The organism is Streptomyces sp. CA-249302 (genome assembly GCF_050936785.1).
GTDB lineage: Bacteria > Actinomycetota > Actinomycetes > Streptomycetales > Streptomycetaceae > Streptomyces.
On the sequence record NZ_JBNJMG010000001.1, the window covers coordinates 1,770,809 to 1,786,516 of the forward strand.

The following is a 15,708-nucleotide window of genomic DNA, read 5'->3' on the forward strand; positions in this document are numbered from 1 at the left end:
CCCGGTCAGCCCGCGATCGAGTCCAGTTGCTCGGCCGCCGGGCGCAGCGCCCACAGGTCACCGCCGGGCGGCGCCTCCAGCTTCGCCACGGCCTGCCGCGCCGCGCTGTCGCCCGCGTCGGCCGCCGCGTGCACGACGTCGCTCGCCGCGAACCGGTGGAACTCCAGCTCCGGATACGACCAGGCGGCGGCCCCGGTCGCGGCGGGCAGCAGGAAGTCCACGGCCTTCGACAGCCCCTGCCCGTCCGGCCCTTGATAGGCCCAGAGGTTCACGCCGACGTGCCGGCCGATCGCCGCGAGCCTGGTGTAGGCGACCAGGTCGAAGGTCGAGTAGTGCCAGCTGCGGGTGCGGGCCAGCTCCTGCGGCTGGCCGCCGTCGGCCGCGATCTGCGGATCGATGCGCTTGGTACGGGCGTCGAGGACCGTCCGCCGGGCCAGCGCCCGGTCGCCGGTCGCGTAGGCGAGGGCGGCAAGCTGCATGTCGTAGAAGGTGCCGTGGTTGTTGGCCGCCGCGCCCTCCTCCTTTCCGAAGTCGCTGTTCTTCAGCCAGCCGAGGAAGTCGGCGTTCCACTTGCCCATCGCGGTGCGGTCCTTGGCGCTCCAGCCCGGGGCCCCGGCGGCGAGGATCGCCTGGGCGTCGAGCACGCTCGTGTAGGACTGCGAGAAGTCGATGATGCCGATCGAGCGGCCGTCGTACTTGCACGGGATGAATTGGGCGTGGTTGAGGTTCGGGTTCATCCGGGTGGCCGGGGCGAGGAACCAGGTGCGCAGGACCTGGGCGGCCTTCTCGGCGTACACCCTCTTGCCCGTGTAGTACCAGGCCAGGGAGAGGTCGTAGGTCGAGTCGAAGACGTGCTCGACGTCCTGGCGGTCGGTGCCGGAGTCGACCTCGGGGTTGCGCTGTCCGTCGCGCTGGACGTACGGGCAGCCCCAGGGGTTGTCGGCGGTCGGGGTCGTGGTGGGCCACCAGTAGGGGGCCTGGCTGAGGTAGTCGTGAACGTCCCCGCCGGGTGCGGGTTTCGGCTTGTCGGTGACCGTCCAGGGGCCCTGGTTCAGCCAGTTGTCGGCGCGGGATGTCAAGTCCCGTAGCGACTTGCGCAGTTGGGGATCACCACGGTCGAGGCGGGCCTTCGTCTGCTGCAGGCGGCCGCCGTCGAGGACAGCCGTGTCCGGGGCCCTGGGCGGCGACGCGTGCGCGGAGGGGACGAGGGCGGCTCCGATCGTCACCACCGCGGCGAGCAGGACGGCCGCACGGGATCTTCCACTCATCGAGCACTCCGATCCATCGAACGAGCAACCAGAAACGATTGGTCAGAAATGTGAACGCAGTTCATGAGTAGGACCGTGCGAGCGTAGAGGCGCCAGGTAGCCGTGACAATGGTCCGGACAGACTTCACGTACAGAGAAACCTCATGCACAGAGAAAGCGACCCCACCATGGATCTCGGCGTCCGCTGGAAGCTGCACGGCGACGGGCGAACCCCCGCGCCCGGAGCGGTGGTACGCCCCGACGAACGGCTCTCCTGGCCCCGCACGGTGGGCCTCGGCGCCCAGCACGTGGTGGCCATGTTCGGCGCGTCCTTCGTGGCCCCGGTGCTGATGGGCCTCGACCCCAACCTCGCGATCATGATGTCGGGCGTCGCGACCGTGATCTTCCTGCTGGCCACGCGCGGCCGGGTGCCGAGCTACCTGGGCTGTTCCCTCTCCTTCGTGGGCGTGGCGGCCGTGATCCGGGCGCAGGGCGGCACCAGCGCCACCGTCACTGGCGCGGTCCTGGTCGTGGGCTTCGCGCTCTTCCTGGTCGGTCTCGCCGTGCAGCGCTTCGGGGCGCGGATCATCCATGCCGCGATGCCGCCGATCGTCACCGGCGCGGTCGTGATGCTGATCGGCTTCAACCTGGCACCCGTGACCGCCTCGACCTACTGGCCGCAGGACCAGTGGACGGCCCTGCTGGTCATGCTGTTCACCGGGCTGGCCGTCGTCGGTATGCGCGGCTTCTGGTCACGCGTCGCGATCTTCCTGGGCCTGGTCTTCGGTTACGGCGTCTCCTGGGCCTTCGACCGGCTCTTCGGCCGCATCCACTCGGCCGACGCGAGCGGCAAGGTCACCGACCACTGGCGGCTCGACCTCTCCGGAGTCGGCAAGGCGGACTGGATCGGCCTGCCGTCCTTCCACGGCCCGACCTTCCAGTGGTCGGCGATCCTGGTCGCGCTCCCGGTCGTGATCGCCCTGGTCGCCGAGAACGCCGGACACGTCAAGGCGGTCGGCGAGATGACCGGCGACCCGATCGACGACAAGCTCGGCACGGCGATCTCTGCCGACGGCATCGGCTCGATGCTCTCCACCGCGGTGGGCGGCCCGCCCAACACCACGTACTCCGAGAACATCGGCGTGATGGCCGCGACCCGCGTCTACTCCACCGCCGCCTACTGGGCCGCCGCCGGCTTCGCCCTCCTCTTCGGCCTCTGCCCCAAGTTCGGCGCGATCGTGGCCGCGATCCCGGGCGGCGTCCTCGGCGGCATCACCGTCATCCTGTACGGCATGATCGGCCTGCTCGGCGCGCAGATCTGGACCAACGCCCGGGTGGACCTGCGCAATCCGCTGAACCTGGTCCCGGCCGCCGCGGGCATCATCATCGGCGTCGGCGGCGTGACGATGAAGTTCACCGACAACTTCTCCCTCAGCGGCATCGCCCTCGGCACCCTGGTCGTCATCACCGGCTACCACGCCCTGCGCGTCCTCGCCCCGGCCCACCTGAAGACGCGGGAACCGCTGCTGGACGAGGGGACCTCCTCCTACGACGACGCCAAGGCGTAGGCGTACGACGGACTGAACGTCCCCGCCGCCCCCTTGCACCCGTCCGACTCCCCCGGCAGCTTCACCCACAGGTAGGCGTCGATGCGTGCCTCGCCCGTGCTCAGCGTCGGCGCCCGCCCGATCCTGCGGCCGGCCGGGTCGCACCACTGGCCGTCGGCCGGGGCGCCGTTGCCGTTGCGGCTGGTGTCGATGACGGCACCCAGGCCCGCGGGACCGCCGAGAGCCGCGAGGACCTCACGGTCGTAAGTGATCTCGTCGGACGTCGTATGGAAGTTGGAGACGTTGGAGAAGATCCCGTCGGAGGAGGCGGCCGAGGCGGCGCCCGCCTGTTTCAGCAGGGACGCCTGTTTCGCGGGCGTGTTCCAGCTGGAGTGGCCGGCGTCGTAGTACACCCGCGCCTCGGGGTCGGCCGCCTTGAGGACGCGGCCCGCGCGGGCCAACGAGGCGAAGCGGTCGGCGCGTTGATCGCCGGGCAGGCAGTCGGACTGGGCGACGGAGTCGGGCTCCAGGACGACCACGACCTCGCCGGAGCCCAGCCCGGCCGCGAAGCCGTCGATCCAGTCGTCGTACGCGTCGAGGTCCGGCGCCCCGCCCTGGGACGCCCCGCCGCAGTCGCGGTCGGGTATCGCGTACGCCACCAGCACCGGCACCCGGCCCTGCGCCGCCGCGCCCGAGGTGACGGCACGGACCCGGGAGGCGATGGTCGACGGGGTGAAGTCGGCGAACCACACCGCGGCCGGCTGGTCGGCGATCCGGGACTCGATGACCGGCGTGCGCGGATCGCCCGGGTGGGCGCGGACCCAGTCGAGGACCTGGGAGTCGGGGTGGAGGTAGAGGCGGGCGGACGCGGGGGTCGGCTCCGGTTTCTTCTCCGTCCGCGTGGGCGAGAGGCTCGGCCTCTTCGAGTAACTCGGCTTCGGCGAAAGGGAGTTGGTGGCCGACGCCGATGGGAGCACCGGCAACTGCTCCAGCCGCGGCGAGCTGGTCACCCCGGGCCTCGCCTCGTCGGCGCCGTGCCCGTCCGCGAGAGCGGTCATCATGCCGGTGGCCGTACCCACGGCGACCACCACGGAGGCGGCGGCCACCATCGCGCTGCGCCGCGCGGCACGCCGACGCTCGGCCCTACGGGCGGCCAGACGCTGCGCACGTAAGCCCGACACCGTCCAGCTCCCCCCTGCCCCACGACGGGTGCGTTCCCCCGTTCTGGGGAAGCGTCGGGCCCGCCGGCACTTCCGTCAGCGTAGGACTGGGACCCTTCCCCCATGCCGCAATTGGAACAGTTCACCACATCCGTAGACGCGGTCGTCTCCCGTATGCGCGCCCTGGACTCGGCCCTGCCGGGGCGGGACGGGATCGCGGTCTTCAACCGCGTCTACCTCGCCGTCACCGAGGCCGTCGACCGGCGCATCGACACCGGTGGGTTCCCCGACCGGCGGGCCGCGATCACGCTGGACGTGCGGTTCGCGGAGCGCTATCTCGCGGCCGTCGAGGCGGCGGCCGACGAGCACCGCCCGCCGGCCTGCTGGCGCCCGCTGTTCCAGTTCCGCCGCCATCCCGGTGTACGTCCGCTGCAGTTCGCGCTCGCGGGCATCAATGCGCACATCGGCCACGACCTGGCGCTCGCCGTCGTGGACGCCTGTCGTACCTTGGACTGCGAACCGGCCGAACTGGAGGACGAGTTCGACCGCGTGGGCGACCTCCTCGTCTCGCTGGAGGAGCGCATCCGCGAGGATCTGATGCCGGGCCCCGACCTCCTCCAGATCGCCGACCCGCTCACCCACCTGCTCGGTTCCTGGAGCCTGGACCGCGCCCGGGACGCCACCTGGACCGCGGCCCGCGCGCTGTGGGCGCTGCGCGGGCTGCCCGACGTGGCCGCCGAGTTCACCCAGCGGCTGGACACGGCGGTGGGGTTCGCGGGCCGCATGCTGCTCACCCCGCTGCCGGACTAGTCCGGGTCAGTCCTCGGGGAGTTCCACCGGCGCGATCTCGTCGTACAGGTCGCCCGGCCCCGGGTTGGTCGCGTCCGTCGCGCCGCCGAACTGGTGCATGACGCCCCAGACCGCGTTGAGGGCGGTCTGGATCGCGCCCTCGGCCCAGCCGGCCGTCCAGGAGATGTCGTCACCGGCGAGGAAGACGCCCCGCTTGTCCTCGGGCAGCCGGTCCTGCATGAAGTGGGTGAACAGGCGCCGCTGGTAGCGGTAGTGGCCGGGCAGGTTGGCCTTGAACGCACCCATGAAGTAGGGCTCGTTCTCCCAGGAGACCGTCACCGGGTTGCCGATGACGTGCTTCCTGATGTCGACCTTCGGATAGATCTCGCCGAGCGACTTCAGCATGACCTCCATCCGCTCGTTGGCGGACAGCGGCAGCCACTTCAGGCTGTCGTCGCACCAGGTGTACGAGAGACAGATGACGGCCGGCTTGTCCGGACCGTCGTCCAGGAGGTAAGTCCCGCGCGTCATACGGTCGGTGAGCGTCATCGACATGACGTCCCGCCCGGTCTCCTCGTCCTTGTCCAGCCAGAAGGGCCGGTCGACGGGCACGAACAGCTTCGAGGACTCCATGTAGTGGGTGCGCTCGATCGCCGTCCAGTGGTCGATCGGGAAGAGCGAGTCGTCGACGGCGATCTTCGAAAGGAGCATCCAGGACTGGGCGGTGAAGACGGCCGCCTGGTAGGTACGGATGTCGCCGTTCGCGTCGGTCACGGTGATCCGGTTGCCGGCGGTGCGGTGCAGGCGGGTGACGGCCGGGCGGGGTTCACGGTTCTCGTGCAGCTCCGCCAGCGAGGTCCCGTACGCCCAATGGACGATCTTCTCCGGCTCGCGCTCCCAGAGCCTGAGCGGCAGCTGCTGGGAGCCGCCCACGATGCCGCGGTGGTGGTCGTCGGCCTCGGTGTAGACGACCCGCAGGATTTCCAGGATGGAGTTGGGGAAGTCCGTGTCCCAGCCGCCCGTGCCGAAGCCGACCTGGCCGAAGATCTCGCGCTGGCGGAAGGACTTGAAGGCCTCGGAGTCGCAGAGGAAGCCGTAGAAGGTCTGGTTGTCGAGCTTCTCGACCAGCCGTGCCCAGATCTCCCGGATGCGCGGCACGTCGCGCTCGCGCAGGGCGCGGTTCATGTCGGAGAAGTCGGCGCCCTCTTCGAGGCACCGGTTCCAGGCCTCGGCGACGTCCCGGTAGACCTGCGGCAGGTCGTCGATCGTCTCGGCGTAGTGCGACTCGCCCTTGAGGTCGACGACGGTCGAAGGGGTCGCCTCCGCAAGGGGGTTGGGGAACGGCCGGGTCTCGAGGCCCACCAGGTCGATGTAGTGCTGGAGGGCGGTCGAGGAGGGCGGGAAGCGCATCGCGCCCATCTCGGCGGTCAGGCCATCGGTGCCCGGACCGTCGAAGTCGACGGTCCGCAGCCGCCCACCGATCCGGTCCGCCTCGTACACGACCGGCTTGAGGCCCATCTTCATCAGCTCGTACGCGGCGACGATGCCGGAGAGGCCACCGCCGATGACCGCGACCTCGGTGCCGTGCTCGGTCGCCGGTATCTGGCCCAGGCCCGCCGGGTGGGCGAGGAAGTCGTCGTAGGCGTAGGGGAAGTCCGGGCCGAACATGGTGATCGGCGGCAGCTGCTGCTCGTCGGTGTGCTCGACGGCGTTGGGCACCGTGGACGTCATGGGGTACGGACTCCTTGCGCAAACAGGGTGTTGGGGGTGGATCAGACCAGGGACCCGTACAGACCGGGGCGGCGGTCCTTCAGGTACGGGTTGGCCTCGCGGGACGCGGTGAGGAAGGCGGGGTCCACGTCTGCGAGGAGCAGTTCCTCGCCGCGGCCGGCCCGGGTGCGGGCGACGCCGTCGGGCCCGGCCAGCGTGGAGAGGCCGACGAAGTCGAACTCCCCTTCCTGGCCGACCCGGTTGACGTAGGCGACGTACATCTGGTTCTCCCAGGCCCGCACCGGGACCAGGGACTCCGCGACGAACTGGAACGGGTGCATCTGCGCCGTCGGCACCACGAGCAGGTCGGTGCCGGCCAAGGCGTGGGCGCGGACGTTCTCCGGGAACTCGACGTCGTAGCAGATCATCAGCCCGACCGTCACTCCGTCCAACTCGGCCTGGACGACCGGCTGTTCGCCCGGCGTGAAGTGGTCGTGCTCGAAGCAGCCGAAGAGGTGGGTCTTGCGGTAGTTGGCGAGGCGGTCGCCCGCGGCGGAGATCAGCTGGGCGGAGTTGAAGACGGTCCCGCCCTCGCGCTCCGGATATCCGTAGGCGATCGCGAGCCCGTGCCGTCCGGCGAGGTCGGCGATCGCGTCCGCGGACTCGCCGTCGGCGGGCTCGGCGAGGCGGCCGATGTCGTCGCCGATCGCGTACCCGGTCAGGAACATCTCCGGCGCGGCCAGCAGCCCGGCCCCCGCGGCGGCGGCCCGGCCCGCGGCCGCGTCGAGGACCCTGAGGTTCTCGGCGACGGAGCCGGGTCGGCCGGAGCTCTGGAGCAGGGCGGTGCGCATGCGTGTTCCTCACCGGTACGGAGTGGGTTCTGGGGACATTTAGACGGTACGGCCGCCGGGCTCCGACCAGCAAGAAGGAGCCGTTGCGCGTCGCCGAGCTGTTCGTTGCGTACGACACCGGTCCGGCGGCGATTCGTTGCGCGCCGGGCGCGACCGCCCGGTGCATCAGCCCGGCGATCTCCGAGCGGCGAGCAGCAGCGCCGTCAGCAGGTACGGCGCCGCGAACAGCGCGAACGCGGTGCCGTGGCCGGCCCCCGCCTCGATCGCCGCGTACCCGGCGTACACGGCGACCGTCGCGAGCTCCGTGCCGAGGCCCGCGACCGAGGTGAGGGTGGCCCGGCCGGTGTCCTCGATGCGCTGCTGAAGTCGTACGTCGGCCAGTACGGTCGCCAGCTGGAAGCCGCCGAACGCGAGCCCGACGAGGCCGAGGGCGAGGGGCGTCCCGGCCAGGGCGCCCGCCGCCAGCGCCACAGCCGCTCCGCCCAGCAGCCACGCGAGCCCCCTCCGCCCGAGCCGTTCGCAGCGTCCGGCGAGCAGGCTGCCGGCCGTGGCCCCGGCCCAGATCAGCAGGAGCAGGTAGGGGACGCGGGCCTCGGACACTCCGGTGTCCCGCACCAGCAGCGGCGTGTACTCGTCCAGCGCTCCCCATACGGCGCTCGCGGCCGGGACCAGCAGGATCGCCCCGCGCAGCGAGCGCTCGCGCCGGACCTCCGCGAGCCCCGCCTTCAGGGTCACGGCCCAGCCCTCACCCCCGCCCTCCTTCGGAGCCCGGTGCTCCGGAAAGCGGGTCGCCACCGCCGCGCTCGCCAGACACGCCAGCACGCTCGCCGCGCCCACGGCCGGGAAGCCGCCCCACGCGAACACGGGCCCGGCGAGCCCCATCGCCGCCATCACCGCGACCAGCCCCGCCGCATGGGACCGGCCCATGACATGGGCGTACCGGTCGGCGGCGCCGAGCCGCTCCAGCTCCTCGTAGACGAGTGCCTCCAGGGCACCGGACCCCAGCGCTCCCCGCGTGCCCCACAGCACGAAGCCGGCGGCGAAGGCCCAGTACGACGGGACGAGCACCCAGAGCGCGAAGCCCACCGCGGTCAGCAGCGGGCCGAGCCACAGCAGCAGCCGTCGGGAGACGGCGTCGGCCCAGGCTCCGGAGGGCACCTCAAGGACGACGCCCGTGATCGACCAGAGGGCGAAGAGGGAGGAGATCTGCCAGACGGACAGTCCGGTGTCGCTGAACAGCAGCGCGTACACCGGGTAGAGCAGGACGAAGTCGTCGAGGAACGCGTACGCGTACAGCGAGGCGCTCAGTCGACGGGTCCCGGAGCCGGTCGTGGGTCAATGTCGCCAGGTCATGCCATCGATGCTAGACGGCGAACGCCCGGCCGCCCACCGGGTTTTCGCGACGCTCGGGCGGGATCGCGCTCAGGCGGGCCCGGCGCCCACACAGAACTCGTTGCCCTCCGGGTCGGCCATCGTCACGTGGTGGCCGTCGAACTCCTCGACGACCTTGCCGCCCGCCCCGACCAGCCGCTCGGCCTCCGCTCTGATCCGCGCCCACCGCTCGTCGGCAGCGCCGTGCCCCGGCACCCGGATGTCGATGTGCAGCCGGTTCTTGGCGGTCTTCGGCTCGGGGACCTTGAGGATGGACAGGCGCGGTCCGACGCCCTCCGGGTCGCACAGCCACGCGCCGTCGTCCTCGGACTCGTCCTCCGGGAGGTCGAACTGGGCGAGCCACTCCTCCCGGGTGGCGAAGGGCGGGGGCGGGGGCTCGTCGACGTACCCGAGGGCCGTCTTCCAGAACGCGGCGAGGAGCTGCGCGTCGGCGCAGTCGAAGGTCAGGTCGATGCGGGCTGCCATGCGAAAGACCGTAGCGGCCGCCACTGACAGTCCGGCCGGATCAGGCCGGGGACCCCGAGGAGAACCGTCTGAGCAGCGGCGACAGCACCAGCACCGACTTGGTGCGCTCCACGAAGGGTTCGCCGGCGATCCGCTCCAGGACCCGCTCGAAGTGCCGCATGTCGGAGGCGAAGACCTGCACGATCGCGTCCGCGTCGCCGGTGACGGTCGACGCGGCGACGACCTCCTGGTACCGCTCCAGGCCCCGCCGGATGGTCTCCGGCGAGGTGTTGTGCCGGCAGTAGATCTCGACGAACCCCTCGGTCTCCCAGCCGAGGGCCGACGGGTCCACCCGTACGGTGAACCCGGTGATGGCGCCGGTGGCGCGCAGCCGGTCCACCCGCCGCTTCACGGCAGGGGCGGAGAGGCCCACGATCTGCCCGATGTCCGCGTAGGAGCGGCGGGCGTCCTCGGCGAGGGCGTGCACGATGCGTTCGTCGAGATCGTTCAGCACGGTGGTTCGATCAGCTTTCAGGTGTTGCGAGTCGGGATCGGCGATGGCCGTACCCGAAGTAGAACACGAGCCCGGCGGCCATCCAGACACCGAAGACCACCCAGGTGACGGCCGACAGACTGCCGATCATCCAGACGCAGAAGCCGAGACCCAGTGCGGGCAGCACCGGCGACAGCGGGACGCGGAAGGTGCGGGGCATCTCCGGGCGGGTCCGGCGCAGTACGACCACGGCGATGTTGACCAGCGCGAAGGCGAAGAGGGTGCCGATGCTGGTGGCGTCGGCGAGCTGGCCGAGCGGGATCGCGGCGGCGAGGACACCGCAGAAAAGGGAGACGATCACGGTGTTGGCGCGGGGCGTGCCGGTCTTCGGGTGGACCCTGGCGAACACCTTGGGCACGAGTCCGTCGCGGGACATGGCGAAGAGGATGCGGGTCTGGCCGTAGAGCACGGTCAGCACGACACTCGCGATGGCGATGACGGCGCACGCGGCGAGCAGCGTGCCCCAGAAGCCCTGCCCGGTGACGTCCCGCATGATCTGGGCGAGCGCGGCCTCTGAGTCGTTGAACCGCTGCCAGGGCTTGGCGCCCACGGCGACGGCGGCGACCAGCACGTACAGCGCGGTGACGATGACCAGCGACAGCATGATGGCGCGGGGCAGGTCGCGCTGGGCGTTCCTGGCCTCCTCGCCGGCGGTGGAGGCGGCGTCGAAGCCGATGTAGGAGAAGAAGAGCGTGGCACCGGCGGCGCTCACGCCCGCCATGCCGAGCGGCATGAAGTGCTCGTAGTTCCCGGACCGGAAGCCCTGGATGCCGATGGCGCAGAACAGCACCAGCGCGGCGATCTTCACGCACACCATGACGGTGTTGGCGCGCGCCGACTCACGGGCGCCGCCCAGCAGGAAGGCCATCGCGAGGAGTACGACGATCAGCGCGGGCAGGTTGAAAAGACCGCCGTCGCCGGGCGGGGCGGACAGCGCATCCGGGATGGTCACGCCGATCGTCCCGTCGAGCAGCTCGTTGAGGTACTCGCCCCAGCCCACCGCGACGGCGGCGACTGACACGCCGTACTCCAGGACCAGACACCAGCCGCAGATCCAGGCGACCAGCTCGCCCATGGTTGCGTATGCGTACGAGTAGGAGGAGCCGGCGACCGGGATGGTGCCGGCCAGCTCGGCGTAGGACAGGGCCGAGAAGAGGGCGGTGAGCCCGGCGATCACGAAGGAGAGGGTGACGGCCGGACCGGCCTTGGGGACGGCCTCTCCCAGCACCACGAAGATGCCCGTACCGAGCGTGGCACCGATGCTGATCATGGTGAGCTGCCACAGCCCGAGCGACCGCCGGAGACTGCCTCCCTCCCCCTGTCCACCCTCCGCGACCAGGCGTTCCACGGGCTTGCGCCGCGTGAGACTCGCTATCGGCCCCAGGGACGGCGAGGCTGCGGAGGTCCGGCTCTGCGGGGGTGCGCCTTGGTCCAGCACGCGCTGACTCCTTCGTCATGACGGTCAGGCGGGCGGAACCGGCGGCACCCCTGCAAGAACAGGAACCCACCGAGCGGGGTCCCTGCCACGCCACGTACAGCGCATGACCCTACGGCCCGGACCTTCGCACCCGAAATGCAGCAACCTTGCGCATATCCGCAAGATCGTTGCGTTCATCGGGGTGGGGTGGGTGTTCGTTGCGCCGGTGTCGACGGACGTCGGGCAGGGCTCAGTACAGGTCCTTGACGAGAAACGTGCAGGCGTCCACCCAGTCGTGCAGGACACCGTAATCGCCCACACAGCGCACGGCCCCCTGTTCTTCCGGCCGGCGGAACAACGGGGGCCTCGCGCAAGGGAGTCGGTCAGCTCCAGCTGGCGTGCAGCGGCTGGCCCTCCGCATAGCCCGCCGCGCTCTGAATGCCCACGACCGCCTTCTCGGCGAACTCCTCCAGGGAACCCGCGCCGGCATACGTGCAGGAGGAGCGGACGCCCGCGATGATCGAGTCGATCAGGTCCTCGACGCCCGGGCGGGTCGGGTCGAGGAACATGCGGGACGTCGAGATGCCCTCCTCGAACAGCGCCTTGCGGGCCCGGTCGTACGACGACTCGTCCGAGGTGCGGTTGCGCACGGCACGCGCGGACGCCATGCCGAACGACTCCTTGTAGAGGCGCCCGTTGGCGTCCTGCTGCAGGTCGCCGGGAGACTCGTAGGTCCCCGCGAACCACGACCCGATCATCACGTTCGACGCACCGGCGGCCAGCGCCATCGCCACGTCACGCGGGTGCCGCACACCACCGTCGGCCCACACGTGCTTGCCGTACTTCTTCGCCTCGGCCGCGCACTCCAGGACGGCGGAGAACTGCGGCCGCCCGACACCGGTCATCATCCGGGTCGTGCACATCGCGCCCGGTCCCACACCGACCTTGATGATGTCCGCGCCGGCCTCGATGAGGTCCCGCACACCCTCGGCGGCGACGATGTTTCCAGCCGCGATCGGCACCTGCGGATCGAGCGCCCGCACCACCTTGATCGCGCTGATCATCGACTCCTGGTGCCCGTGCGCCGTGTCGATGACGAGCGTGTCGACGCCCGCGTCGAGCAGCTGCTTGGCCTTGCCCGCGACATCGCCGTTGATACCGACGGCCGCGGCGATCCGCAGCTTGCCGTTCGCGTCGACGGCCGGCGTGTACAGGGTGGCGCGCAGGGCGCCCTTGCGGGTGAGGATGCCGGCGAGGCGACCCTCGGCGTCGACGGCGGGGGCGTATCGCCGGTTGGCCGCGTCGAGCCGGTTGAAGGCCTCGCGCGGGTCGATGTCCGCGTCGAGCAGCAGCAGGTCACGGGACATGACGACCTCGAGCTGCGTGAACCGGTCGACGCCGCTCAGGTCCTGGTCGGTGACGACACCGACCGGACGCCCGTCCTCGTCGACGACCACACCGGCGTTGTGCGCGCGCTTCGGCAGCAGGGCCAGGGCGTCGGCGACGGTCTGGTGCGGGCTGAGGACGATCGGGGTGTCCAGGACGTGGTGCCGGCTCTTCACCCAGGTGACGACGTCGGTGACGACCTCGATCGGGATGTCCTGCGGGATGACCACGAGCCCGCCGCGCCGGGCCATCGTCTCGGCCATCCGGCGGCCGGCGATGGCGGTCATGTTGGCGACGACCAGCGGGATCGTGGTGCCCGTGCCGTCCGGGGAGCTGAGGTCCACACCCTGCCGCGAGCCGACCGCACTGCGGCTCGGGACCATGAAGACGTCGTCGTACGTCAGGTCGTACGCGGGCTGGATGTCGTTGAGGAAACGCACGTGCTGCACATCCCAGTCGATCAGAGGTGGCCCCCGGACAGGTCAGCCAGGGGGAAGAGCACGTACTTCATTGTCCCACGCCGTCCGGAATGCGTTGCCCGGGCAGATCGTCCAGGCAGGTCAGAGGGTCTTTAGGAGGAACCTCCAAGGGCGAGTGCGACCGTCGCCGCGGAGGCGTGCGAGAAGACCTCCAGGGCGGTCTCCCACTCGTCCGGACGCGCCTGGGCGTACGGCCGCCAGTCGCGTACGACGACGAGCAGGCCCTTCTCGGCCGCACCGTCGGGCCACACGCCCGGGTCGGAGAGGACATCGGCCAGTGCGTCCCAGTTTCGGCCGAAATAGTCCGGCAGCCTCAGGTCCCGGGCACACCGGTCCATCAGGCCCGCCTTGTCCGTGACCCCGTCGAGGTCCAGCGTGACCACGAACTCCGTCATCTCAGTACCGCCCTGAACGAGTCGTAGTGATCGTCGGTGTAGTAGATCTCGCCGCCCCGCCCGGTGACAATGCGCCGGGCCCCGCGATCGCGCGAGCCCGGCGTCCGGACGGTGAACTCGTGGTAATAGCCCCGCTGTTGCCTGGGCAGCAGCCCCTCGAAGTTCCCGAAGACGACACCGTCCCTGGCGTACGGAAAGGGGCCGCCCTTGTCGATGAGAGCGAGCGTCTCCCGTGCCTCGGCGGGGAGTTGGGACGCCCGGACGGTCGCCATGCCGTCGGTCCGCCCGGACGCCGAACCGGTGGACGAGCAGCCCACCAGGAGGGCCAGCACGCACAGAAGCACCCGGGGGACGAACCGCAGCAGCACCATGTCGCCGATGCTGTCACGGCCGTCCCCTGCTGACCTTCTGTCAGGGCCCGTCCGGGTCGTTCCTGTTGAGCGCCGGCTTCGGCGTCGTGCCCGAGGTCATCAGCACGTCCGCGGCCGATGTGTCCGTCACCAGGCTGGTCACGAGCCCGGACCGCAGCACCGCGTCGATCGCGGCCGCCTTGCGCGCCCCGCCCGCGATCGCCACGACCTCGGGGATACGGCGCAGCTGGTCGGCCTTGACCGTGATGCACCGCTCGCCGAGGTCCCGTCCGACCCGGCGGCCCTCGCCGTTGAAGAGGTGTGCGGACATCTCGGCGGCGACACCGAGGGACGCGTAGTGAGCACGCTCCTCGTCGCTCAGCATGTCGTGCACCGTCGAGATGCCGGGCTCCCAGGAGCCGATGGAGACGCAGGCGACCGTGACCTTGTCGAAGTACTCGAAGGCCCGGGCGATCCCGGTCTGGTTGCGCAGCGCGGCCGCGGTGGCCGCGTCCGGCAGCAGCATCGGCGCGTAGATGGGGTGCGCGTCGCCGCCGGACACCTGGGCGGCCCGCCGCACGGCCTCGACGGAGCCGCGCTCGGCGGTCCCGGCGTCGTACACACCCGTCAACTGCACCACCGTGCACGGTGGCAGCCGGTCCAGGGCCGCGGCCATGTGGATGGTGGAGCGGCCCCAGGCAAGGCCGAGCACGTCGCCCTCGTTGACGAGCTCGCCGAGCAGGTCGGCGGCCACCTCACCGAGGTTCTCGGGGTCGGGCGAGTCCTCGGCCTCGGCCGGGGACTCGACCACGACGGCGTGCCTGAGGCCGTAGCGGGCGCGCAGCGCGTCCGAGCGCTCGGCGTCCAGCTCGGCCGGCACGCGGATCTCGATCCGTACGAGATCCCGTTCGAGAGCCGTTTCCAGCACCCGGGCCACCTTGAAGCGGCTGACGCCGAACTCCTCCGCGATCTGGATCTTGGACTTGCCCTCGAGGTAGAAGCGGCGGGCCATGGCCGCCGCCTGCACCAGCTCCGCGGGTCCCATCCGCACTGCTGACCGGCCGCCCGCCGTCATACCCGACACGGCGTTCTCCTCACTGCTGTTCACACTCTGGATTCGCCGTTCATCCTTGCAGATCCGGCGCAGTTGATCCGCCCTGATGGGCGCCGTTCATGTAGCTGTTCACCGACCTGTGGCTCAGTGGTCGCATGCCCACGACGCCCTGGCGGTCGTCGATTCAGCCTGGGTGCGTAGTGCACGTACCGCTTCGGCCGGGTCGGACGCTCCGTAGACGGCCGAACCGGCCACGAAGACGTCCGCCCCGGCGTCCGCGCAGCGCTCGATGGTGTCGGCCGACACCCCGCCGTCGACCTGGAGCCAGAGTTCGAGGCCGTGCTTGCTGATCAACTCGCGGGTCCGGCGAATCTTCGGGAGCATGATGTCGAGGAACGCCTGCCCGCCGAAGCCCGGCTCCACCGTCATGATCAGCAGCATGTCGAGCTCGGGGAGCAGGTCCTCGTACGGCTCGATGGGCGTCGCGGGCCTCAGTGCCATGGAGGCACGGGCGCCCTTGGCCCGGATCTCCCGGGCGAGCCGCACCGGGGCGGCGGCCGCCTCGACGTGGAAGGTGACGGATCCGGCCCCCGCCTCTACGTACTGGGGCGCCCACCGATCGGGGGCCTCGATCATCAGATGGCAGTCCAGCGGGGTGTCCGTCGCACGGGCCAAGGACTCTACGACCGGCACTCCGAGCGTGAGGTTCGGGACGAAATGGTTGTCCATGACGTCGACGTGGAGCCAGTCGGCTCCTTCGACCGCCTTCGCCTCGTCCGCGAGGCGGGCGAAGTCGGCGGACAGGATGCTGGGGTTGATCTGCACGGCCATGACCCAAGCCTGCCATGTCCGGGCACGTTTGTTCGCGCCGGTCCAGACCTAAGCCGTTCATCGGATGTTGCTCCGGAACCCCGCGTGCCATGCTGGGCCGCCG

General features: G+C 70.7%; 15 protein-coding genes. 2 read left to right on the forward strand and 13 right to left on the reverse strand.

Annotation, left to right across the window (positions count from 1 at the left end; translation table 11 throughout):
- Positions 1–5 precede the first annotated feature (5 nt).
- Positions 6–1,268, reverse strand: coding sequence for an alginate lyase family protein (locus tag ACQEWB_RS07975; RefSeq protein ID WP_432828503.1), 1,263 nt, complete (start codon positions 1,266–1,268; stop codon positions 6–8).
- Between the two features lie 167 nt (positions 1,269–1,435).
- Here ACQEWB_RS07975 and ACQEWB_RS07980 point away from each other — a divergent pair, with 167 nt between their 5' ends.
- Positions 1,436–2,815: a uracil-xanthine permease family protein gene (locus ACQEWB_RS07980; RefSeq protein WP_432843688.1), complete on the forward strand. Its 1,380-nt coding sequence runs from the start codon at positions 1,436–1,438 to the stop codon at positions 2,813–2,815.
- Here the strand turns inward: ACQEWB_RS07980 and ACQEWB_RS07985 are convergent.
- Positions 2,794–3,903 carry a glycoside hydrolase family 6 protein gene (locus tag ACQEWB_RS07985; protein ID WP_432843690.1) on the reverse strand — a complete coding sequence of 370 codons (1,110 nt, stop codon included), beginning with the start codon at positions 3,901–3,903 and terminating at the stop codon, positions 2,794–2,796. The genes ACQEWB_RS07980 and ACQEWB_RS07985 overlap by 22 nt on opposite strands.
- A gap of 174 nt (positions 3,904–4,077) precedes the next feature.
- On the opposite strand from ACQEWB_RS07985, the gene ACQEWB_RS07990 reads away from it, so the two are divergent.
- Positions 4,078–4,764 (forward strand): DUF5995 family protein, encoded by a 687-nt coding sequence (locus ACQEWB_RS07990; protein WP_432828505.1) that lies wholly within the window; start codon positions 4,078–4,080, stop codon positions 4,762–4,764.
- A 6-nt stretch (positions 4,765–4,770) separates the two neighbouring features.
- Here ACQEWB_RS07990 and ACQEWB_RS07995 read toward each other — a convergent pair whose 3' ends face one another.
- The 11 genes from ACQEWB_RS07995 to rpe form a co-directional block, all read right to left on the reverse strand.
- Positions 4,771–6,474, reverse strand: a complete 1,704-nt coding sequence (locus ACQEWB_RS07995; RefSeq protein WP_432828507.1) for a flavin monoamine oxidase family protein — start codon at positions 6,472–6,474, stop codon at positions 4,771–4,773.
- A 41-nt stretch (positions 6,475–6,515) separates the two neighbouring features.
- On the reverse strand, positions 6,516–7,304 hold the full coding sequence (locus ACQEWB_RS08000) for a carbon-nitrogen hydrolase family protein (RefSeq protein WP_432828509.1): 789 nt from the start codon (positions 7,302–7,304) through the stop codon (positions 6,516–6,518).
- Between the two features lie 165 nt (positions 7,305–7,469).
- A complete protein-coding gene (locus ACQEWB_RS08005) occupies positions 7,470–8,612 on the reverse strand; it encodes an MFS transporter (RefSeq protein WP_432843692.1) in 1,143 nt (380 codons plus the stop codon).
- Positions 8,613–8,726: 114 nt separating this feature from the next.
- Complete coding sequence (locus ACQEWB_RS08010; RefSeq protein WP_432828511.1) at positions 8,727–9,161, reverse strand: VOC family protein; 435 nt, start codon at positions 9,159–9,161, stop codon at positions 8,727–8,729.
- A 40-nt stretch (positions 9,162–9,201) separates the two neighbouring features.
- On the reverse strand, positions 9,202–9,654 hold the full coding sequence (locus ACQEWB_RS08015; RefSeq protein WP_432828513.1) for an Lrp/AsnC family transcriptional regulator: 453 nt from the start codon (positions 9,652–9,654) through the stop codon (positions 9,202–9,204).
- Between the two features lie 10 nt (positions 9,655–9,664).
- A complete protein-coding gene (locus ACQEWB_RS08020) occupies positions 9,665–11,131 on the reverse strand; it encodes an amino acid permease (RefSeq protein WP_432828515.1) in 1,467 nt (488 codons plus the stop codon).
- Between the two features lie 362 nt (positions 11,132–11,493).
- A complete protein-coding gene (locus ACQEWB_RS08025; protein WP_432843694.1) occupies positions 11,494–12,936 on the reverse strand; it encodes a GuaB1 family IMP dehydrogenase-related protein in 1,443 nt (480 codons plus the stop codon).
- 131 nt (positions 12,937–13,067) lie between these two features.
- Positions 13,068–13,370 carry a barstar family protein gene (locus tag ACQEWB_RS08030; RefSeq protein ID WP_432828517.1) on the reverse strand — a complete coding sequence of 101 codons (303 nt, stop codon included), beginning with the start codon at positions 13,368–13,370 and terminating at the stop codon, positions 13,068–13,070.
- A complete protein-coding gene (locus ACQEWB_RS08035) occupies positions 13,367–13,738 on the reverse strand; it encodes a ribonuclease domain-containing protein (RefSeq protein ID WP_432843696.1) in 372 nt (123 codons plus the stop codon). Before ACQEWB_RS08035 ends, ACQEWB_RS08030 begins: the two co-directional genes overlap by 4 nt.
- Positions 13,739–13,781: 43 nt before the next feature.
- Complete coding sequence (locus tag ACQEWB_RS08040) at positions 13,782–14,828, reverse strand: sugar-binding transcriptional regulator (RefSeq protein WP_432828519.1); 1,047 nt, start codon at positions 14,826–14,828, stop codon at positions 13,782–13,784.
- A gap of 90 nt (positions 14,829–14,918) precedes the next feature.
- Positions 14,919–15,605 carry a ribulose-phosphate 3-epimerase gene (rpe, locus tag ACQEWB_RS08045; protein WP_432828521.1) on the reverse strand — a complete coding sequence of 229 codons (687 nt, stop codon included), beginning with the start codon at positions 15,603–15,605 and terminating at the stop codon, positions 14,919–14,921.
- Positions 15,606–15,708: the final 103 nt, after the last annotated feature.